Source organism: Bradyrhizobium cosmicum (assembly GCF_007290395.2).
Taxonomy (GTDB): Bacteria; Pseudomonadota; Alphaproteobacteria; order Rhizobiales; family Xanthobacteraceae; genus Bradyrhizobium; species Bradyrhizobium cosmicum.
This window is the reverse complement of record NZ_CP041656.2, coordinates 3,187,810-3,208,860: the sequence shown is the minus strand read 5'-3', so window position 1 is coordinate 3,208,860 and position 21,051 is coordinate 3,187,810. Positions and strand designations below refer to the sequence as shown.

20 protein-coding genes and 1 pseudogene are annotated in these 21,051 nt (G+C 63.9%); 9 read left to right on the top strand and 12 right to left on the bottom strand.

Features of this window, described 5'->3' with window-relative positions; all coding sequences use genetic code 11:
• The first annotated feature begins 29 nt into the window (after positions 1-29).
• On the top strand, positions 30-1,046 hold the full coding sequence (locus FNV92_RS15410) for a TRAP transporter substrate-binding protein (protein WP_168213703.1): 1,017 nt from the start codon (positions 30-32) through the stop codon (positions 1,044-1,046).
• Between the two features lie 69 nt (positions 1,047-1,115).
• Here the strand turns inward: FNV92_RS15410 and FNV92_RS15405 are convergent, their stop codons facing one another.
• From FNV92_RS15405 to FNV92_RS15380, 6 genes are read right to left on the bottom strand one after another with little or no spacing between them, the layout of a single operon-like run.
• Positions 1,116-1,310, bottom strand: a complete 195-nt coding sequence (locus FNV92_RS15405; protein ID WP_015685581.1) for a hypothetical protein — start codon at positions 1,308-1,310, stop codon at positions 1,116-1,118.
• Between the two features lie 41 nt (positions 1,311-1,351).
• A complete protein-coding gene (locus FNV92_RS15400) occupies positions 1,352-1,594 on the bottom strand; it encodes a hypothetical protein (RefSeq protein WP_015685580.1) in 243 nt (80 codons plus the stop codon).
• Positions 1,595-1,652: 58 nt separating this feature from the next.
• Positions 1,653-2,954, bottom strand: coding sequence for a glycoside hydrolase family 130 protein (locus tag FNV92_RS15395; protein WP_143845804.1), 1,302 nt, complete (start codon positions 2,952-2,954; stop codon positions 1,653-1,655).
• Between the two features lie 34 nt (positions 2,955-2,988).
• A complete protein-coding gene (locus tag FNV92_RS15390) occupies positions 2,989-5,274 on the bottom strand; it encodes a glycosyltransferase family 4 protein (protein ID WP_143845805.1) in 2,286 nt (761 codons plus the stop codon).
• Between the two features lie 45 nt (positions 5,275-5,319).
• A complete protein-coding gene (locus tag FNV92_RS15385) occupies positions 5,320-5,568 on the bottom strand; it encodes a hypothetical protein (RefSeq protein WP_143845806.1) in 249 nt (82 codons plus the stop codon).
• A gap of 55 nt (positions 5,569-5,623) precedes the next feature.
• Positions 5,624-5,818 carry a hypothetical protein gene (locus FNV92_RS15380; RefSeq protein WP_015685575.1) on the bottom strand — a complete coding sequence of 65 codons (195 nt, stop codon included), beginning with the start codon at positions 5,816-5,818 and terminating at the stop codon, positions 5,624-5,626.
• Between the two features lie 326 nt (positions 5,819-6,144).
• Here FNV92_RS15380 and FNV92_RS15375 point away from each other — a divergent pair, with 326 nt between their 5' ends.
• Positions 6,145-6,783 carry an HAD family hydrolase gene (locus tag FNV92_RS15375; protein ID WP_143845807.1) on the top strand — a complete coding sequence of 213 codons (639 nt, stop codon included), beginning with the start codon at positions 6,145-6,147 and terminating at the stop codon, positions 6,781-6,783.
• Here the strand turns inward: FNV92_RS15375 and FNV92_RS15370 are convergent, their stop codons facing one another.
• Positions 6,784-7,824 carry a phenylacetaldoxime dehydratase family protein gene (locus FNV92_RS15370; RefSeq protein WP_143845808.1) on the bottom strand — a complete coding sequence of 347 codons (1,041 nt, stop codon included), beginning with the start codon at positions 7,822-7,824 and terminating at the stop codon, positions 6,784-6,786. It abuts the gene before it with no gap.
• Between the two features lie 28 nt (positions 7,825-7,852).
• Positions 7,853-8,869, bottom strand: coding sequence for a carbon-nitrogen hydrolase family protein (locus FNV92_RS15365; RefSeq protein WP_143845809.1), 1,017 nt, complete (start codon positions 8,867-8,869; stop codon positions 7,853-7,855).
• A 195-nt stretch (positions 8,870-9,064) separates the two neighbouring features.
• On the opposite strand from FNV92_RS15365, the gene FNV92_RS15360 reads away from it, so the two are divergent.
• The 6 genes and pseudogenes from FNV92_RS15360 (at position 9,065) to FNV92_RS15335 (ending at position 13,984) form a co-directional block, all read left to right on the top strand.
• Entirely contained in the window at positions 9,065-10,018 is a 954-nt protein-coding gene (locus tag FNV92_RS15360) for an AraC-like ligand-binding domain-containing protein (protein ID WP_143845810.1), read from the top strand.
• 168 nt (positions 10,019-10,186) lie between these two features.
• Positions 10,187-11,212 (top strand): aldo/keto reductase, encoded by a 1,026-nt coding sequence (locus tag FNV92_RS15355; RefSeq protein WP_041748251.1) that lies wholly within the window; start codon positions 10,187-10,189, stop codon positions 11,210-11,212.
• Between the two features lie 121 nt (positions 11,213-11,333).
• Entirely contained in the window at positions 11,334-11,495 is a 162-nt protein-coding gene (locus FNV92_RS15350; protein WP_168213704.1) for a hypothetical protein, read from the top strand.
• A gap of 1 nt (position 11,496) precedes the next feature.
• A complete protein-coding gene (locus tag FNV92_RS15345) occupies positions 11,497-11,826 on the top strand; it encodes a c-type cytochrome (RefSeq protein ID WP_143845811.1) in 330 nt (109 codons plus the stop codon).
• 156 nt (positions 11,827-11,982) lie between these two features.
• Positions 11,983-13,403, top strand: a pseudogene (locus tag FNV92_RS15340) (MFS transporter).
• Positions 13,404-13,525: 122 nt separating this feature from the next.
• Complete coding sequence (locus FNV92_RS15335; protein WP_015685566.1) at positions 13,526-13,984, top strand: peptidase associated/transthyretin-like domain-containing protein; 459 nt, start codon at positions 13,526-13,528, stop codon at positions 13,982-13,984.
• A 70-nt stretch (positions 13,985-14,054) separates the two neighbouring features.
• Here FNV92_RS15335 and clpA read toward each other — a convergent pair whose 3' ends face one another.
• The 3 genes from clpA to FNV92_RS15320 form a co-directional block, all read right to left on the bottom strand.
• A complete protein-coding gene (clpA, locus tag FNV92_RS15330) occupies positions 14,055-16,454 on the bottom strand; it encodes an ATP-dependent Clp protease ATP-binding subunit ClpA (RefSeq protein ID WP_015685565.1) in 2,400 nt (799 codons plus the stop codon).
• A gap of 295 nt (positions 16,455-16,749) precedes the next feature.
• A complete protein-coding gene (clpS, locus tag FNV92_RS15325; RefSeq protein WP_015685564.1) occupies positions 16,750-17,082 on the bottom strand; it encodes an ATP-dependent Clp protease adapter ClpS in 333 nt (110 codons plus the stop codon).
• Between the two features lie 431 nt (positions 17,083-17,513).
• Positions 17,514-17,852, bottom strand: a complete 339-nt coding sequence (locus FNV92_RS15320) for a phasin family protein (RefSeq protein WP_015685562.1) — start codon at positions 17,850-17,852, stop codon at positions 17,514-17,516.
• Between the two features lie 390 nt (positions 17,853-18,242).
• Between FNV92_RS15320 and FNV92_RS15315 the strand changes: the two genes are divergently transcribed.
• Positions 18,243-20,078, top strand: a complete 1,836-nt coding sequence (locus tag FNV92_RS15315) for a D-alanyl-D-alanine carboxypeptidase (RefSeq protein ID WP_143845813.1) — start codon at positions 18,243-18,245, stop codon at positions 20,076-20,078.
• 217 nt (positions 20,079-20,295) lie between these two features.
• Here FNV92_RS15315 and FNV92_RS15310 read toward each other — a convergent pair whose 3' ends face one another.
• Entirely contained in the window at positions 20,296-21,024 is a 729-nt protein-coding gene (locus tag FNV92_RS15310; protein WP_015685560.1) for a DnaJ domain-containing protein, read from the bottom strand.
• Positions 21,025-21,051 lie beyond the last annotated feature (27 nt).

The following is a 21,051-nucleotide window of genomic DNA, read 5'->3' as shown; positions in this document are numbered from 1 at the left end:
CGTGCCATGTTTCGACGAGCTGCCAATCTATGCTGCCTGACCTGCTTCTCCCAATGCGATTCCCCGCCAAACGGATCCACGCGATCCTTGCCCTCACCGCGCTCTTGCTGTCCGCCGTGCCGGCCGCCGCCCAGGTCACTTGGCAGATGACCACGGAATACCCGCAAAACAACATTTCCGGGATCGGGCTCACCACTTTCGCCGAACGGGTCGCCGCGCGCACAAACGGTTTCGTGACCGTGGCCAACGCCTTCGACAACGAGCTCAAGATCAACTCGGGCGCGATGCCCGGCGCGGCGACGGACGGCCGCATCGCCGGTGGCGATGCCTTCGCGGGCGCGCTCTCGGGCCTTGACCCGGTGCTCGCATTGTCTACCCTGCCCTTCCTGGTGCAATCGGTCGACGTCGCCCGCGCCACCAATCTGCGGGCGCGCCCGCTCTACGAAAAGGCGCTCGCAGCACGTGGTCTCAAGCTGCTTTATGTGACGATCTGGCCGGCAACGGGTCTTTGGTCCGAGCACGCGCTCGCGAACGCCGACGACCTGCCGAAACTGAACTTGCGGGCTTACGACGCCAACTCCAGCGAGGTCATGCGCGCGGCCGGCGCGAATGCGCAATTCCTGCCGATGGACGCGGCGCTCGCCGGCCTCAGGGAGCACCGGCTGAATGCGTTCCTCACCTCCGGTGACGGCGGCGCAGGACGCAAGCTCTGGGACATCCTGCCCTATTTCACGGCCATCAATTACGCGATGCCGGTCTCGATCGCCTTTGTCCGCAGCGACGCCTTTGCCGAGCTGTCCGAAGGAATGCAGCGCGAGGTGCTGGCCGCAGCGGCCGAGACTGAGCAGAGCCAGTTCGCGCTGCTCACCCATCGCACCACCGAGAACTACGCGCGCATGCGTGACAACGGCGTCCGCATCGCCGAACCGGCGCCCAGCTCGCTCATCGCCGCACTTCGGACAGCTGCAACCAGCGCCCTCTCCACCTGGGAAGCGCAGGCGGGCGCGGACGCCACGGCGATCGTCGAGTGGGCGAGACAGCAATAGCGCGGGCGGGCGGCATGATGCGGAAGAGCCGGCTTGATGCCCGCCACTCCGCCCTTCCTCTCCTCGACGTTATGCCGAGGCGGGTTTCTCTGCGCTGATTGCACGGTCTAGGGCATCGATCAGCGTCTGAAGTTCGACGAATTTGTTCCGTGCTCGCTCGGCCTTATCACGGTCAAAGGGCGCGGCCAGCACTTTGGCGTGCTCGTCCCTGTCCTCGATCATGCGATCGCGGGCCTTATTCAACATATCCAGTCGCGCGTTCATCTGTGCTCCTCTCCAATACCTGGCCAACCGCAACCAATGACTCAGTCGAATCCTGCCGGAAGCTCGCCCTTTCGGAAGAACACCGTCGGCTCGTCGTCATAGTCACCCATTTCGGCATCACCGCTGGACGAGAACGCGACCACACCGAGCTTGCTCAAGGCAAGTCGCTCCGCCGTCCGCAGCGCACCGCTTTCCGACTTGCAGACGATGGGAGAATCCGCCTTCAGATTTCCACCCTTGCCCGCATTGAATGCCTGCACCACGTAGGTTGTTTCGCGAACCATGACGGCTCCCCTGGCCTGCTGTGAACGGAGTAGACGTCGGCGAGTGCGAACGCCGCGCTCAGCGTTGCATCGACGCGATGAGCGCCGAAATCCCGATTGTTGCAAAACTCGAGAAGGTGTCAGACACCGCATAGGGCAAGATGATCCGGTCCTTATGCCTCATCGCACCGCAGGTATAGACGACGTTAGGAACATACCCTTCACGCTCGGACGGTTCAGGTCGGAGCAGCGGCTCCGCCGAACGTGCCAGCACCTTGGATGGATCGCGCTTGTCGAGCAGCGCCGCTCCGATCGAATATTTGCGGACCGGGCCGACACCGTGTGTCAGCAGCAGCCAGCCTTCGTCTAGTTCTATGGGCGATCCGCAGTTCCCGATCTGGACGAACTCCCAGGGAAATTGCGGTTTCAGAAGCGGGACCCCGCCGCCTTCCCACGTGTAGAGATCTTCCGAATAGAGCAGGTACAGGTTCTCATTGTCTTGTCGCGCGATCATGGCATATCGGCCGTCGATCTTGCGCGGGAACAGCGCCATGCCCTTGTTGTGTGCGGCGCTCCCCCGCAACGGCGACAGCCGAAACGACCTAAAATCGGCGGTCTCGATCAATTCCGACCGGATCGCGCGTCCGCTGTAAGCCGTATAGGTCGCGTAGTAGGTCTGCCGATCGCCCTCGTTGAATTTGACAAAGCGGACATCCTCGATGCCGTTCGATTGGGATTCCGTCACGGGAAAGATGACGCGCTCGCTGAGGTCTTCCTCGGGCCTGAACATCAAATCCACACGGTCGCCCTCCGGCCCGGATACGCGACTGGTAATCCGGGGAACCGAGGCAAGGCGCGCCGTCGGATCGACGGCCAGGCTTCCATCAGCCGCAATCGTTCCGGTTCGAAACGTCAGCGACGACACATGCCCCTCGCCGATAGCGCGAAGACTGAGGATGAAGCGCAAGCCTCCCGTTGGTGCGCCGGATTGATCGGGATGCGGGACGATGCTGGGGTTGAACAAGGCAGAGGCTTCGAACGAATATTCACTGAGGAAATAGGCGCCGACCAGCTGACGCTGGGCCTTCGAGAAGAGGCCATGCGTCGCGAAAGCATCCTCCATTTCATCCGCGCGAGCCTCGAAACTCTCCAGGAGGTTACGATGTCGCCCCTCGAAATTGTCGAGGACGTCCGCAAGCTGGACCGCGACGGCCTCCGAACTGAGCGCGAGAACCCGGTCGACGATATGATTTGCCCGCATCTTGTCGGTCGGATTCAGATCGCGGGGTTCGGTTGCCGGCTTGAAGGGCCGCACGATAACGCGCGCCGGATCGGGGCGCAGATGAAGCCCCTGCCGATTCAGGAATGAAGCTGGTGACACGGTATCCTCGGCTTGCTCAATGAGAAGATCAGGTTCAGGCGCCCACGGCGCGCAAGGCCGTGGGCCTGGTCAGGCTCGGGGTGACGCGCGCAAGCTGTCGCATCTCCGCAAGCCCGAGCAGATAGCAAACAACCGACTCGCCCCCGCGGTTTTCGTTGGCGCGGTCAGGGTGCAAACCATCCCGGCAGCTGCCCGTGAGCGGATCGATCAGCGCCACCGAGAGATCGTTGCTGCCGAGGAACCAGGCGAAGGCCCGCGTTGCCATGGCTCTCCATTCGGCATCGCCGTCGGCGCGCCACGCGGTGAGGCAGGCGGCGATCGTTGCCGTTGCCTCCACGGGCTGTTGATCAAACGCACGCGGACGTTGCCGAAGCTCGCCGAAGCCGGCGGTACCGACCGGCCGGAAATGGCCTGCCGCGGTGGTCTGTTGCGTCATCAGCCAGCGCAGGGATCTCAATCCGGCATCGAGATATCGAGGCGTTTCCGTCGCCACGCCCGTGAGGATCAAGGCCTGCGGCAATCGCGCGTTGTCGTAGGCCAGCCCTTCCTCGAACCACACCCAGTCCGGCGTCTCGACCGACGCCAGGCAAGCCATCAACCTGTCGGCAAGCGAATGCCGGATTTCCCTGGCGTAGAGATCTTCCGGAGCTACGGCACAATAGGCGTCCAAACCCAGCAGCATGAACGCCCATGCGCGAGGTGAACGAAAGCTCGTCGCGATCGACAATGCCTGCCCGAACAAGGCAGCGGCCCACAGGCGCCGGGCCGGGCTCGCGTCTCTGCGTGCAACCTCGCCCAAGGCCCATAGCGTTCGCCCGTGACTGTCTTCGGAGCCCCTGTCTTCAAGCCAGGTTCGATTGAACCCCATGAAGTTGCGGAATTGCCTGGTGTCCTGGTTCCAGGCATGCTGCACGAATGCCGCGAACCTGCTCGTCAAGACCTCCGACAGCGGCTGTTCGCCCGGACCGTTGAGTGCGCAGGCCAGCAGCAGCGCTCTCGCGTTGTCATCGACGCAATAGCCATGTCCGCGATCCGGAACCGAAAAAACCGCGTGCTGGAACAGACCGACATCATCGCACATCGATAGGAAATGGCCGATCTGCATGTCGGGCGGCGCCGGACCACGTGGCTCCGGCGCGGTCATGTCGGAGCGCGCGAAGATCTTCAACCGATGACCTTGCCGCGCATTTTCGAAGACGGACACGTAGCGCTCGGCCACCTGCTCCCATGTCATCATCCGGCTCGCCGCATAGGCGCGCCGGGACATCGCCTTCCGCCTGTTATCGTCGGTCAGCAGGTTCGCGATTTCGTTGCCGATCGCCGCGGAATCGCCGAACGGCACCAGGATGCCGCAGCCGTCGGCAAGCAGCTCGCGTGCGTGCCAGTACGGGGTCGATACGACCGGTTTGCCCAGTCCGAAACTATAGGCCAGTGTTCCCGAGGTCATCTGGGCCTCGTTGAGATAGGGTGTGACGTAGACGTCGCACATCGAGATGAATTCGAGCAGCGTGGCCAGATCGGCGAACCGATCGAAGAACACCACGTGGTCCTCGATGCCGAGCTCGCGCACCCGCGCGATGAGGCTCTCACGATAGGCCTCGCCCTGGTTTCGGACCAGATTGGGGTGCGTTGCGCCGAGCACGACGTACACCGCATTCTTGCAGCGCTTCAGAATCGACGGCATGGCGTCGATCATGACTTCGATGCCCTTGTTCGGCGACAACAGGCCGAATGTCAGGATGACCGATTTTTGCTCAAATCCAAGCCTGGCTTTCGCTGCATCCGGCTCGGCGAAGGCGACATCGGGAATACCGTGGGCGATCACCTCGATCTTGTCGTCACGCACGAGATAGACGTCACGCAGCAGTTCGCGGCCCTTATGGGCCATCACCACGACCTTCGACGATGCCTCGACGATGCGCTCCATGACGGTACGTTGCGCAGGCGTCGGATCGGCCAGCACCGTATGAAACGTCGTAACAACCGGCATCGTCAGGCGGGACAACAGCACCAGGATATGGGCTCCGGCTTCCCCACCAAAGATCCCGAACTCGTGCTGCAAGCACACGGTGTCGAACCGGCCGGCATTGAGGAAATCCGCGGCCCGCATGTAATCTTCGATATTGCCATCCTTGATCTGGAACGCGACCGCCGGAGGATAGTCATAGGCTTGACCGCGATCGGTCATTGCCACGATGCAAGTCTCGAGATCCTGGCGCGAAATCGATATCGCGTTCTTCAGGTCGGTCGTATAGGTCGCAATTCCGCACCGGCGAGGCAGCGAGTTGCCAATGACGGCGATACGGCGGAGCGGCGTCATGTCGGCACCTCGATGATTTGGCTTGATGTCGGAGAGTGCACGGCCTCAGCAACCGCGGCAGATATTCTTCAGTTTCGCGGCGGTTCTGGCCTCTTCCGCAACGAACGGGTCCTTGTAGGCCGCCCGCGCTGCGTCACTTTCGACAGCAGTGGGTTGCTTCCCCTTTGGTGGAAACGCAGCATCGTAACAGGCGAGCCGTCCACTCGTGCTTTCGATAATGCGGCAGTCCGGCTCTTTCGCGACGGCACTTTGCGCAAATGTGCCAAGCGCCAATACGACAATGAGCATCTTCATGGGATTGTCTTCCTCGCGCAGGGTCGGGGCGCGGTCGTTGACGCCCGCGCGCGCCTCATGCCTCGAACTGGTCGAATTCGTCGGACAGCAGAATCCGCCCCTGCGGAGTGCAGATCCGCACGTCGATATAGCCTTCCTGCAGCAGCTCCCTCGCCTTCTTCAGGGCGGCGGCCGTCGTGGTGCGGCCCAAGCTGACGTAACCGCTCTGATCGCGTCCGCTCACAAGGTATTGCAGCTGCGTCTTATCCACGCAGGAGCGCCGCAGCGGCCACCAGAAGCAATAGAAACAGCGGAACGACCACCGGCGGCACGATCCAGTCGGCCAAACGAAATCGAGGCATGCGCGCTCCTCCTCAGTCGGCGGGAGCGTGAGTGACCCTCAGTCACCGATGGATGCCATTGGAAGGGCGGTGATCGCTGGACCCTACGCCTAAGCCCCGCCAATAGCGAGCTTTTAAAGCGGAGAACCGCATCAACGAGCCAGATTTCGCCTTGCCAACCGTTGCACATTGCCTTGGCCTGCGGCCTCGTTTAGGTCACGCAACAGACGGCAATATCAGCACGGGCACGACCAGCATGGTGACAATCTATTTCGATCTCGACGGCACGCTGACCAACCCGAAACCCGGGATCACCCGCTCGATCCAATACGCACTGGAATGTCTCAGCCTCGCAGTGCCGAGCGAGGACGATCTGACCTGGTGCATCGGCCCGCCGCTCCACGCCAGCCTGCAAAAGCTGACCGGCAGCGCGGAACTCGCCGACCGTGGGCTGCTGCTCTATCGCGAGCGTTTCAGTGATATCGGCCTGTTCGAGAACGAGGCCTATGCCGGCATCTTGGACACGCTGACGACGCTTGCTGCGACCACGCCGCGCATGTTCGTGGCGACCAGCAAGCCCGCGGTCTACGCAAACCGCATTGTCGAGCATTTCGGCCTGAAGCCGTATTTCGAGCGGGTGTTCGGCTCCGAGCTCGACGGCACGCGCGTCGACAAGCGCGACCTGCTGCGCTACGCGCTCGACGAGACCAAGGTCGATCCGAGTGGCGCGATCATGATCGGCGACCGCAGCCATGACGTTGTCGGCGCCCGCGCCAACGGCATGACCGCGATCGGCGTGCTCTATGGCTATGGCAGCGAGGCCGAGCTGCGCGATGCGGGCGCGCATCACATCTGCACGGCGCATCCCGAGCTGCTTGGCCACTGCGTGGCCTGATCAGGCGCCGGCGCTTTGCACCGCCGCCAGCATCCCCGTTTTCGGATGACAGCTCAGATATTCGAAGAATTGCTCGTCCGCGGCCGCGACGGTGACCTCGTGATAGAGCCGCAGCTTGGCTGAAGGCCCGAGCGTCGACAGATATTTCATCGCCGCGCCGAAGATTTTGACATGGGTCGGATGCGACTCCGCCCAGCGTTCCAGCGCGGCGAGACTCTTCCACCAGCTCTGGCCGTAGGATCTTTCACTCGCACGGCTGCCCGCCGCGAGCACCTGCATGTAACGGTTGGCGTAGCAGCCGATGACAAGACCGTCCTCGCGCAGAAAGTCCATGCCTTCGCGCAGCACCGGTTCGACGTCGTCGAGATAGAGCTTTCGTTCCGAGGCCTCGGTGTCGCTCCAATCCTGCCCAGACCTGATCAGGCAGAGATTGTCATGCGCCTTCACGCGCAGGCGGGCGCCGTCGCGGATCAGCTCCGGAGCGCCGCCGGGCGTCATGGGATCGGTCTGCGACAGCGGGATGCGATCGCGCATGCCACCCCAATAGGCGTGCTCCTGCACCTCGCCGCTCATGCCGTCGGCAATGACGGCGACGCCCTCGGGCCGGCCGAGCGAAGAAAACAGCGTCTCGTGTCGCGCCACGGCAGGACGCAACACTTCGATGAAGGTGCCAATCTCCTCGCGGCCCTTACCTGTCCATGCTTCACGCGACGGCTCGAACCAGGCGTCGAAACGCGGGATGTCGTCCCAATAAGCAGCCGAGACGACATTCGTGTATCCGGCCTGATCGACGTAGTGGGCGCGGTCCCAATGCGTGGGGCCTCCCTCGCCTGCAAACCGTTCGCCAATTGCCGCCAGCGCCTCCATCGCAGCCGCCGGGGCCACGTCGCGATACTGGACACCGAAATAGGCCATGACGACCCGGACAACCTCCGGCTTGTAACGCGCCACGAAGGACGGATATGGCGGCTGGTAATCGTCCGGCACGCGCTTGTGGCGCGTGCGCTGGGTCTCGAGATGCAGAGGAATTGCGGATTCCATGATCGTTCCCTCCCCTCGATTTCGACGATCAATTCGCCGCCGCGGCGATGTCCGCAGGCTCGACGCTGTCGACGGGCAGCGCAAACTGCTCGACGCGTTGGTAGCGCTTCTTGTTGAGCAGCAGCCGCGTCACGTCGGGCCGCGAATAGTGCCCGGCGGGATCGGCGGCGTTCTTGGCGACGCCGATAGCGCCAAGATCGATCTCGGCCATGAGAAGCCCCTCCTGGTCCGGCGCCAGCTTGTCGCCGATCTGGCTGCCGTCGGGGCCGTAGATCGCGGCGAACCCGCCGCCCACGTGCAACAGCGCGTTCTTGTCGGGCCGGTCGCAGAGCTCGTCGATCATGGCCTGTGATACCGTCGCGCAAGGCGCGAGCACGAAGCAGGAGCCCTCGACCGCGTAGACGCGCGAGGCGGCGTTGTTCACCTCGGCGCCGAGCGCCGGCGCAAACGGATCGTAGAGCGAAAAGCTCGGCCAAGCCGCGACGTGCACCTGCTCGTTCTGGGCGTACATCGCATATTTTGAAAGCGGCTGAAGATGCTCCCAGCAGCACAGCGCGCCGATGCGGCCGATGTCCGCCCTGGCGTGGACCGCGAGATCGCTGCCGTCGCCTTCGCCATAAACGGTGCGCTCGGCGTGGGTCGGCCGCAGCTTGCGGCGCTTTGCGATGCTTTCGCCGTCCGGGCCGATCAGCCATTGCGCGAGATAGAGGCTGCCACCGTCCCGCTCGGAGAGGCCGAGCACAGCCGTCAGTTTCGCCTTCCGAACGGCGTCGCGCAGCCGCTCGGCCTGCGGGCTGTCATAGGACAGCGAATTGTCAAAATAGCGCTGCACAAAGCCGCGGCCGATTGCCCAGGCCGGCGAGTCCATCCAGATGTGCCAGGGGTAGCCGGGGATGAAGGCTTCGGGAAAGGCGATCAGCTTGGCGCCCTTTTCGGCCGCTTCCCGGATCAGCGCGATCGACTTGTCGATCGAGGCGTCGAGGTCGAGCCAGGCTGGCGCCGCTTGCACCACCGCCACCTTGTATTTCGGATGTTCGACGCCCATTGCCGCCTCCTTTGCCGGTTGATCGGAGATCACGTCCGATGCAATCTATTTGGCGAACCGCGTGGCCGGGCGCTCGACCGCAGCGGAACAAAAACTCGACTGGATAAGGATCGCCCCCGGTACGGAACTTGCCTCCGGGATGCCGGATCTGCGCTCATATGCCGTTTTGCAGGATGTGAAAGGGAGGCTGTCCAGATGCCAATCCAGTTCACTACGGACGACAGCCCTGGCTATCGCCGGCTCGCGCTCTGGCAGGACATCGTCTGCGACGTCTTCGTCGGGCTCGACTGCAAGTCCGACCTCGGCAGCGCCTTCCGCGGCTCGGTCACGCAGGCCACGCTCGGCAAGGCGGTATGCTCCGAAGTCTGCTCCGACCGCCAGCATGTCTTCCGCACCCCCTCGCGCATCGCGCGCTCCGATCAGGATTTTGTCCTGGTCGCGCTCGGCAATCGCGGCGCTGGTGGCGTGGTGCAGGACGGCCGCGAGACGGTAATCCATCCCGGCCAGTTCGCGCTTTACGACACGACGCGGCCCTATGAGCTGAAGTTCAACGACAGCTTCACGCAGACCATCTTCAAGGTGCCCCGCGAGATGCTGCAGCGCCGGCTCGGCGGCACCGAGACGCTGACCGCGATCTCGTTCGGCGCCGACGCCCCGCTCGAACGGCTCGCCTGTGATTTCATATTCAGGCTCTGCCAGAGCGCGGACCGGCTCGCGCCGGACCATGCCGATGCGCTGTCGGAACAGGCCGTTGACCTGCTGGCGATGGCGCTCAGCGAGCGGCTCGGCAAGACGCCGCTGCCGTCATCGACCCACCGCTCCGCCCTGCTCTACCGGCTCAAGGCCCATATCCGGGCTCACCTCGCCGATCCCGACCTCGCGCTGGCGCAGGCCGCGGCAGCGCTCGGCATCTCGCCGCGCTATGTGAACGATCTGCTGGCCGACGAGGACACCTCGTTCCAGCGCTACGTTCTCGGCGAACGTCTCGCCCAATGCCGGCGCGACCTCGCCTCGCCCGTGCTCGCCCACCGCCATGTCAGCGAGATCGCCTTTGCCTGGGGCTTCAACGACCTCTCGCATTTCGGCCGCGTCTTCCGCGAGCATTTCGGGATGTCGCCGCGCGACTTCCGACAGAGCCTGCGGCACTGACGCGGCCGACGCCGCAATTCCGGCGCGGCCCGTCCACTTCCGATCAAACAAGGACCTCGCGAAGCAGAGCCGCCATGTGCGCGCGCAATGGTACGAGGCGCATGCTTGCATTAGCATCCGCCGCTAGGGCCGCACCGACCAATCAGCGGACAGCCGAGGAGCATATCGATGGAATACCGACGCTTGGGCCGGTCAGGCCTCATGGTTCCCGCCTTGAGCCTTGGCACCGGCACGTTTGGCGGCGTCGGGCGCCTTGCTGCATGGGGCACCACCGACGCGACCGAAGCGCGGCGACTTCTGGATATCTGCCTCGATGCCGGCGTGTCGATGTTCGACACCGCTGACGTCTATTCGCTCGGCGAGTCCGAGCGCGTGCTCGGCGAAGCCATCAAGGGCCGCCGCGACAAAGTCCTGATCTCGACCAAGGCCACCTTTCGCTTCGGTGATGGGCCCAACGACATTGGCTCATCGCGACAGCATCTGCTCGCGGCCATCGACGGTTCGCTGAGCCGGCTCGGCACCGATTACATCGATCTGTTTCAACTCCATGGCTTCGACGCCTTCACCCCGCCCGAAGAGGTGCTCGCAACCCTCGATGTGCTCGTGCGCGCCGGCAAGATCCGCTATGTCGGCGTTTCCAATTTTTCGGGCTGGCACCTGATGAAGTCGCTCGGCGTTGCCGACAAGCACGGCTTCCCGCGCTACGTCGCTAACCAGACCTACTATTCATTGATCGGGCGCGACTATGAATGGGAGTTGATGCCGCTAGGCCTCGACCAGGGGATCGGCGCAGTGGTCTGGTCGCCGCTCGGCTGGGGGCGCCTTACCGGCAAGATCCGCCGCGGTCAGCCGAAGCCGGACATCAGCCGCCTGCCCAAGACCGCCGAGTTCGGCCCGCCCGTGCCCGACGAGCACGTCTATCGCGTCGTCGAAGCGATCGACGAGGTCGCGAAGGAAACGGGCAAGAGCGTCTCGCAAATTGCGCTCAACTGGCTGCTCCAGCGTCCGACCGTCTCGACACTGATCATCGGCGCGCGCAACGAGACGCAGCTCCGCGAAAATCTCGGCGCGGTCGGCTGGTCGCTGACCAAAGACCAGATCGCAAGGCTCGATGCCGCCAGCAAGGTCACGCTGCCCTATCCTTACTGGCACCAGCGCACGACCTTCACCGACCGCAATCCTCCGGCGGTGTAGCAACACGGCGCGTTGCGGCCCGGCGCGCGATGCCGGCCTCGTCCAGGCGCGTCTCGACCTTGAGCTGCATCAAGCGGTCGTCCGCCGGCCGTGTCAAATTGCGTGCTTCGCGAGGCTCCCGATGCGCCGATTTGCCATGAAGGCCCTGTTCACGGCCCTCAACCTCAGCCGGGCCGAAAGAGATCGGATCAATTGGGATCGCCTCATCCTGGTTGTTTCCACCCTGGTGACCATCGGGCTGATCGTGCTTTACGCCTATGGCAAGGCAACTTTTCGATGGTGACATGAAGCCGTTCGCGTTCGCGCCTCTGATCGTCTTGTTGTGGGGTTCGTTTGCCCACGCCCTCGATGCCGAGCAGCGGGACGGCCAGAGTCTCCTGGAGCAGATGTGCTCGCGGTGTCATGCCGTCGGCCCGACCGGCTCAAGCCCCAACAAGCTTGCGCCGCCGTTCCGCCATCTGGGCGAGAACAAGCTCTACGACCCCGACTTCGTGCAGCGTCTTCAGGACGGCTACAGCAGCATTCATCGCGCCATGCCGACGTTCCGCTTCGACCGGGAGAGCGCCGAGGCCGTCGCCAGCTACCTCAAGGCTATCCAGACAAAAAAGCACTAGCCTCCCCCGCGAGCTGCCTGCAAAGTCATTACACAGGCTCCTGCCGCCGGGAGCACTGCGGGCACTGGAACCGTCCCGGTCCTGCCGGGTTGCGATCCATCCTGCAATTTCCTAATCCGGGGATGCATCACGGCTCGAATCAAGCGCGCCTCCATCATGTCGTCCGCCCCCATCGAGCATGCCGACGGCCTGCCGCAACCCCTGCGCAACCAGGCGGTCCTGACCATTGCGCTCGGCATCATCATGGCGGTGGTCGACAGCGCTATCGCCAACGTCGCGCTGCCGACGATCGCGGCCGACCTCGACGCGAGCCCGGCCTTCTCGATCTGGATCGTCAACGGCTATCAGCTCGCGATCACCATCTCGCTGCTGCCGCTGGCCTCGCTCGGCGAGATCGTCGGCTACCGCCGCGTCTATCTGGTCGGGCTGGCGCTGTTCACGCTGGCATCCGCCTTCTGCGCACTGGCGGATACGCTGCCGTTGCTGACCATCGCGCGGATCATCCAGGGCTTTGGCGCGGCCGGCATCATGAGCGTCAACGCGGCGCTGGTGCGCTTCACCTACCCGCGCAGCCAGCTCGGCCGCGGCATCGGGCTCAACGCGCTCGTCGTCGCCTTCTCGGCCGCGGTGGGCCCTACGCTCGCCGCCGGCATCCTCGCGTTCGGAAGCTGGCCCTGGCTGTTCGCCATCAACGTCCCGCTCGGCGTGGTGACGCTGGTGCTGGGCCTGCGCAGCCTGCCTCACACGACACCCGCCGGGCGTTCCTTCGACTGGCAGAGCGCGGGGCTGTCGGCGATCACCTTCGGCGTCGGGATCGCGGCCGTGGACAGCGTCGGCCACGGCGAGGCCGTGATCACCTGCCTCGTTCAATTCGCAATCGCCATCGCCGCAGGCGCGCTGCTGATCTACCGCGAAACCCACATGACCTCGCCCCTGCTGCCGGTCGATCTGCTGCGCATCCCGGTCTTTGCGCTGTCGATCGCGACCTCGATCGCCTCGTTCTGCGGGCAGATGTTGGCCTTTGTCTCGATCCCCTTCTATCTTCAGAGTCGCTTCGGCTATTCGGCGGTGCATATGGGCCTGTTGATCACGCCATGGCCGATCGCGGTGGCGTTCGCGGCGCCACTGGCCGGCCGCTTGGTCGAGCGCTATCCGGCCGGCCTGCTTGGCGGCATCGGACTCACGCTGTTCGCCTGCGGTCTCGGCGCGCTCGCCTTGCTGCCGGCAGCCCCGACGCCGTTGGACATCATCTGGCGCATGGCGCTCGCCGGCGCCGGCTTCGGCCTGTTCCAGACCCCCAACAACCGCACCATGATCGCGGCCGCCCCGCGCGAGCGCGCCGGCGGCGCCAGCGGCATGCTGGGCACCGCGCGGCTGCTCGGCCAGACCACGGGTGCGGCGCTGGTCGCGCTGCTGCTCGGCCGCTATCCGATCGAAGGAACACGGCTGGCGCTTCTCGCCGCGTTGGATTTGCGCTCTGCGGCGCACTGCTGAGCATGCTGCGGCTGTCTCCCGCAGGTGCGCGCGGCGCCGAGCACGTCCGCGTACAGGACGACCAGCGGCTGCGAGGCGAATAGGCCCCCGCTCCGGCTACCGTTATTGCATCAAGCAACCTGTGCGTGGCTTAACCATCCGGACCAATGACGCATTGCCCTCCCGCTCAGGTTGCGCTTCACTGCGGCCGGGCAAGGGGCATTTCATGCGTTCATTTGGAATTGTGGCGCTCAGCGTCATGCTGGGCGGCTGCGCGTCTGTCACGCGCGGCACGACCGAAAACATCAGCATCTCGTCGACGCCGTCAGGCGTGGAGGCCGTGGTCAGCGGATTGGAGGTTCCGACCACCTGTACGACGCCTTGCGCGGTGGTCGTCAAGCGGAACGCCGACATTTCGATCACCTTCCAGAAGGAAGGCTATGAACCTCAGATCGTACCGCTCACCCGAGACATACCGACCTCCGGCGCCGCCGGCTTTGCCGGCAATCTCCTGCTGGGCGGTGTCGTCGGCATGGGCGTCGATGCCGCGACCGGGGCGGCAACCGATCACAAGCCGAATCCAGTCATCGTGACGATGCAGCCGTCAGCCCCTGCCCGCGCGCGGCCGCCCGCGCCGAGGAAACCTAGGCCGCCGGCAGCGCCCGCGCCCGACACGGGTACTTAGAACCCCGCACCACGACGCAAACAAAAAGGCCGGCTTTTCAGCCGGCCTTTTCGATTGATGACGCTCGCGATCAAGCCTTGACCAGCGGGCTCTTGGTCGGCCCCTTGGAGCCGCCGCCTGGCTTGGACTTGCCCGGCGGACGCTTGCGGGCGCCGGGCAGCTTCTCCTGCTTCGGCGTGACCGGCCCTTCGACAAATTCGAAGCCGATCTTGTCCTTGGTCTCGTCGGCCTCGTCCTTGAGCAGGACGACGCGGACGTGGCCGCCGCCCTTCAGCTTGCCGAACAGCACCTCGTCGGCCAGCGGCTTCTTGATGTGCTCCTGGATCACGCGGGCCATGGGCCGCGCGCCCATCTGCTCGTCGTAACCATGCTGGACCAGCCAAGCCTTGGCAGGCTCGGACAGTTCGATGGTGACGTCGCGATCGCCAAGTTGCGCCTCGAGCTGAAGCACGAACTTCTCGACCACGGTGCCGATCACCTCGACGCTGAGATGGCCGAACGAGACGATGGCATCGAGGCGGTTGCGGAATTCCGGCGCGAACTGCCGGTTGATCGCCTCGTGGTCGTCGCCTTCCCGCTTGGAGCGCGTGAAGCCGAACGCCTGCTTGGCGAGATCCGAAGCACCCGCATTCGTGGTCATGATCAGGATCACGTTACGGAAGTTGACCTGCTTGCCGTTGTGGTCGGTGAGCCGGCCGTGATCCATGATCTGCAGCAACACATTGTAGAGGTCGGGATGCGCCTTCTCGATTTCGTCGAGCAGCACCACGCAATGCGGATGCTGGTCGACGCCGTCGGTTAGCAGGCCGCCCTGGTCGAAGCCGACATAGCCGGGGGGCGCGCCGATCAGGCGCGACACGGTATGCCGCTCCATGTATTCGGACATGTCGAAGCGCAACAGCTCAACGCCGAGCGATGCCGCGAGCTGCTTTGCGACTTCGGTCTTGCCGACGCCGGTCGGCCCCGAGAACAGGTAGCAGCCGATCGGCTTCTCCGGCTCGCGCAAGCCGGCCCGGGCGAGCTTGATCGATGCCGCAAGCGACTCGATCGCCTTGTCCTGACCGAAGACCGTGCGCTTCAGCGTCTGCTCGAGATGCTTGAGCACCTCGGCATCGTCCTTGGACACGCTCTTTGGCGGAATCCGCGCCATCGAGGCGATCGTGGTCTCGATCTCCTTGATGCCGATGGTCTTCTTGCGCTTGTTCTCCGCCACCAGCATCTGGGCCGCACCGGACTCGTCGATCACGTCGATCGCCTTGTCGGGCAGCTTGCGGTCGTGGATATAGCGCGAGGAGAGCTGAACCGCGGCCTCGATCGCCTCATTGGTGTACTTCAGCCGGTGGTAGTCCTCGAAGTACGGCTTGAGGCCCTTGAGGATCGCAATAGCGTCCTCGACGGTCGGCTCGTTGACGTCGATCTTCTGGAAGCGCCGCACCAGCGCGCGGTCCTTCTCGAAGTGCTGGCGGTATTCCTTGTAGGTGGTCGAACCCATGCAGCGGATCGTGCCCGAGGCAAGCGCCGGCTTGAGCAGATTCGAGGCATCCATTGCCCCGCCCGACGTCGCGCCCGCGCCGATCACGGTGTGGATCTCGTCGATGAACAGGATGGCGTTCGGGTGCGCCTCGAGTTCCTTCAGCACTTGCTTCAGGCGCTCTTCGAAGTCGCCGCGATAGCGTGTGCCGGCGAGCAGTGTGCCCATGTCGAGCGAGAACACGGTCGCAGCCGCCAGAACCTCCGGCACCTCGCTGTCGACGATGCGCTTGGCGAGGCCCTCGGCGATCGCGGTCTTGCCGACGCCGGCTTCGCCCACGAACAGCGGATTGTTCTTCTGCCGGCGGCACAGCACCTGAATCGCGCGGTTGATCTCGGAATTGCGTCCGATCACCGGATCGATCTTGCCGTCACGCGCCTTCTTGTTGAGGTTGACGCAATAGGTCTCGAGCGCCTCGCCCTTCTTCTTGGTGTCTTCGGTGCCCTTGGCCTCGGTCTCCTCGTCGACGCCGCGCACCGGTCGCGCCTCGGAAACGCCCGGCCGCTTGGCGATGCCATGGCTGATGTAATTGACGGCGTCGTAGCGCGTCATGTCCTGCTCCTGCAGGAAATATGCAGCATGACTTTCGCGCTCGGCGAAAATCGCGATCAGCACGTTAGCGCCGGTCACCTCTTCGCGACCGGATGACTGCACGTGAATCACGGCGCGCTGGATCACGCGCTGAAAACCAGCGGTCGGCTTGGCATCGTCGGCGCCATCCGTCACCAGGTTCTCGAATTCGGTCTCAAGATAGTTGACGAGGCTCGTACGGAGCTTGTCGAGATCGACGCTGCAGGCGCGCATGACGGCGGCCGCATCGGAATCGTCGATCAGGGAGAGCAAGAGATGCTCGAGCGTCGCGTATTGGTGATGACGCTCGTTTGCGATCGCCAGTGCACGATGCAGGGATTGTTCAAGGCTTTGAGAAAAAGTCGGCATTCGCGTCCTCTATGGCCCCCATCATCATGATCGCCATCGCCCGGTCAGGCAACAACAACCTTTGTCACATATAGTTATCCAAGACCGCGGCGAAAGACCGGTTCCGCGACTCGAGCGGGTACACACTTGCGGTATTTTCGATGCAAAACCCGTTCCGATTTGGGCGGGATCGGCGCCGAGACAGATTTTCTGTACGCTGGTCGGCCGGAACGGACATCGCGCAGGCATCACGCGACGATCACACAAAACGTTTGGAAGACGCAAAGATCGCCTACGTGAGCATCGTGGGGGCTTCTTATTTCTTCTCCATCACGCATTGCAGCGGATGCTGGTGCTTGCGGGCGAAGTCCATCACCTGCGTCACCTTGGTTTCGGCGATTTCGTAGGTGAACACGCCACACTCGCCGATGCCGTGATGATGGACGTGCAGCATGATCTTGGTCGCAGCCTCCACGTCCTTCTGGAAAAACTTCTCCAGCACATGGACGACGAATTCCATTGGCGTGTAGTCGTCGTTCAGGATCAGCACACGGTACAGGTTCGGCCGCTTGGTCTTCGGTTTGACCTTCGTGATGACAGATGTATTCGGACCCGTGGGGCCGCCCGAACGGTTCTCGTCATTGCTCATAAGGGGAGCGTAGACAGCGGCTGGCGCGGACAGGTCGAGTCTGGAAGTCAGGTGCGGCATGGCTCAGGCGTTCAAATTCCCCACAGAAGCGAATAACGGTCCGCCGCGCGACCCTACCTTTCGGAGCCTCGCACAGGCGCACCGCCTTGTTGGATCGCCGCTTCCAACCGATCCGGTCAAATCCGGATCGATTGCAAGCAATATGGGCCTGCCCCCGTCCTGCCGCAAGCGCTGCAAAGATCCAGCCTTTGCAGCCGCGGCGCTCCCGATTCCCGGTCCGGGCGATCCTGTCCGAGGTTAGTCAATCCGGACCGATTTGACAAAAATTTCCGGCCTGCCTGCTTAGAACATGTTGACCAGGAACCGGGCGCAAACGGAAAAAGCCCGGCTGCATCAGCCGGGCTTCTTGATTCCAGGACTTCCAGAAAGCGTTAGTTGGCGGCCGGGGTGAACTTCGACACGATGGTCTCGACCGGCTTGAAAGCCTGCTTGGCGAGGTCGCTGTAGAGGCCGGCGATCTTCTGCGATTCCGCAACGAAGGTCTCGTAGGCGGAGCGGGCGAAATCGGTCTGCGCTTCCATCGCCTTGTCCAGCGACTTCACGCCGGAAAGCTTCTCGACGAAGGACTTGGTGTCTTCAAACGACTTCTTGGTGTAGTCGCCATAAGCGCTGGCGATCGCCTGGAGGCCGTGCTGAACCGTGGTCGCGGAGGCGACGCACTGCTCGAAGTGCTCTTTGCCGTAGCTCTGAATGTCTTCAACCTTGAACATCGAAATCCCTTTTCCCTGGCATTCGTCCGGAAGCCCCGGCTCCCTGACTTCGCCCAAAAATAGTGCAACGCACAAAATGTGTCAAGAATCTTTGTGCGACGCACAAAAATAGATGCAAGTCGCGGAGATTCCCGGGCTTTCCCGCAATGGTTCCTTAAGCTTTTGGAAACTCCAGGCCCCTACCCTGATTCCCTGGACGTGTTCATCTTCAGAGAGCGGCCGAAAGCCGTTTTAAGAACATCACCTTAGCCAGAACAGCGGCTCAGGCCCAACGTCTCCCGCGGTGAACACCAGCGGAGGGACAGCCTGAGCAGGTAATGATCCCGGGTCCAATGGGCACAATTTCGCCTCACGAGCCGGTGATCAAGTCAGAAACGGGGACGGGGTTCCATGCTTCGTAAAAACTGGTCTTCCTCGCGCTTGGCGCGGGTTGGCGTTTTCGGGCTTCTCACGGTCACTGCCGCAGTCATTTTCACCACCGATGCTGCCGAGGCGCGGCGCCATCGGCATCGCTCTTACGTGCACCACCGGGTGCAGCGCGACGTGTCCGACAGTTCCAGCCCGAAATTCGCGTCGATCATCGTCGACGGCAATTCCGGCTCCGTGCTTCAGGCAACCAGCCCCGACGGGATCCGCCATCCCGCCTCGCTCACCAAGATCATGACGCTGTATCTGCTGTTCGAGCGTCTCGACTCCGGCAAGATGAAGCTCGATACCGAGATGCCGGTGTCGCAGCACGCCGCTGATCAGGATCCGACCAAGCTGAACCTGCGCGCAGGCCAGACCATTCGCGTCGAGGACGCGATCAAGGGTCTCGTCACCCGCTCCGCCAACGACGCAGCCGTGGTGATCGCGGAAGCGATCGCCGGCGACGAAGACGACTTCGCCCAGATGATGACGCGCAAGGCGCGCTCGCTCGGCATGTCCAAGACGGTCTACCGCAACGCCAACGGCCTTCCCAACGACGAGCAGGTCACGACCGCACGCGACCAGGCGACGCTCGGCCGCGCCATCCAGGAGCGCTTCCCGCGCTACTATCGCTATTTCGCGACCTCGACGTTCAACTGGCGCGGACAGTCGATCCGCAACCACAATCACCTGCTCGGCAGCGTCGAGGGCGTGGACGGCATAAAGACCGGCTACACCCGAGCCTCCGGCTTCAATCTCGTGACCTCGATGCGCCGCGGCAACCGTCATCTGATCGGCGTGGTGCTGGGCGGCCGCAGCGGCGGCTCGCGCGATGCCATCATGCGCAATCTGCTCGCCGAGAATCTCGAGAAGGGCGCCACCACCCATACCGTTGCCGCGGTGACCGAGCGCAGCGGTGCTGACAACACCGAGGTCGCCGATGCGTCGGATACCCCGGCCCGCGCCGCTCCGCAGGTTCAGGCGGCGGCCGCCCCTGCTCCCGAGTCAGCCCCATCGCGTCTCGCCTCGCGCTTGTCGGCGCTTGCCGCTGCGACCGCCGCGATGCCGCCGGCCCCAGCCAAGCCTGAAGTTCGGCCGACCGAGTCCAAGATCGAACCCGCGCCGCTCACCAATGGCGTAATCTCGAGCCAGCCGCTCTCGATCATCCCCGGTTCGTCCGAGCCGATGAAGCCGGTCCGGGTCAAGACCGTTCAGGTCAAGGCCGGCGCCGTGAAGGTCGCCTCCGCCGCGCCGGCTCAGGTTGCCCCGCAGGTTACCAACACGATTGCGTCCCGCTCCGACGTCGCGGAGACCTCCGGTGCCGTCGTCGCCCGCGCCGATCTCATCAACAAGCCCGAACTCGCAAGCCAGCCGGAAACGCCCAGGGCCGAGATCGCCCGCAGCGAAATGCCCCGTCAGCCGGCGGGCTTTGGCACCGGCAACGGCATCCTCGGCGTACTGCCGGCCGCGACCGCCGCCGCGCCCGCCCCTGCCACGGCCAAGCTTGCCTCCGCCGATCCGGCGCCACAGCCGATCCAGATGAGCGCCACCACCAAGCCGGTCGTCATGCACAGCGGCTGGATCGTTCAGGTCGGCGCGCTCGAGAGCGAGAACGAAGCCCAGCAGCGCATCGACGCCGCGCGCAGCTCGGCCCGCGGCCTGCTCAGCAAGGCCGATCCGTTCACCGAGCCTGTCGTCGCCAAGGACAACCGCAAGCTCTACCGCGCCCGCTTCGCCGGGCTCGAGCGAGACCAGGCCGAAGCCGTCTGCCGCGCCCTGAAGCGCGCCGACATCTCCTGCATCACCGTCCGCAACTGATCTTTCGCACCCCCCAAATCAAAATGCCCGCGCCTTGCGCGGGCATTTTTGTTTTGGGCCGGCACAGATGCCAGTTCCGCGACAACCTCTCGTCAACAATTTACGGTTAAATTTTTACCCAAGGGATCGACCACGCCGACAATGGCGGGCATCGGGGCGACGGCAAACAGAGCAAGCGGAGCTTACACGGACGGGCGTTTGTAGCGTGGTGCCGGAGTTAGCCGTTATGCGTACGAAGCAGAGTATCCTTGGCCTCGTTCACACGGGCAGCGAGATACGTCGAGCCCCCTTGGTCGGGATGCAGTTTCTTCATCAGGGACTTGTGAGCCCGACTAATGTCGTCGCGCCCCGCCCCCGGCTGCAGGCCAAGGATCTGATAGGCTTCCTCCGCCGTCATTTTGCCGCTCGACACCGTGCGGCGCTGCCCCCCTGCCGCGTCGCCCTGCGCGTTCTGACGCCAAGCGGGAAACCGGCGGTCCAGATAGCTTTCAAGTAAGGCAACGCTCTCGGCGTCGAAGGCCGGGACCATTGCCAGCAGGCCCGCGAGATCGAACTCTTCGAGATCGCGCCCGGCATGAGGCCCGGCGACGATCTGGCCTGAGAGCTGACCGGAATCGTGGTCGAGCCGCATGTCCAGGAATGGCGAGCGAACGCGCGAGGTCTGGCCGGTCGGACGCGTTGCGCCGCCGCCGCCGAACAGCCCGCCGATATTGCCGAAGCCGGCGTTCGCCAAGGGCGTCCAGCCCAGCAGCCCGGCACCGAAAATCCCGAGTGGGATTGCCACCGCCAGCTCGCCCCGCAGCCCCGTGAAGGCCGCGACCGCCAGCGCCAGCACGCCGCCGCCGAACTTGATGGTGCGCGCCAGCACCGCCGGATTGGCGGACCGGAACATCTGGAGCAGCAGATAAAGCGTGATAACAGCGACAGCGCCGGCGATCAGGGTCATGGCCGGAATATAGTCGCCCTCACGGCA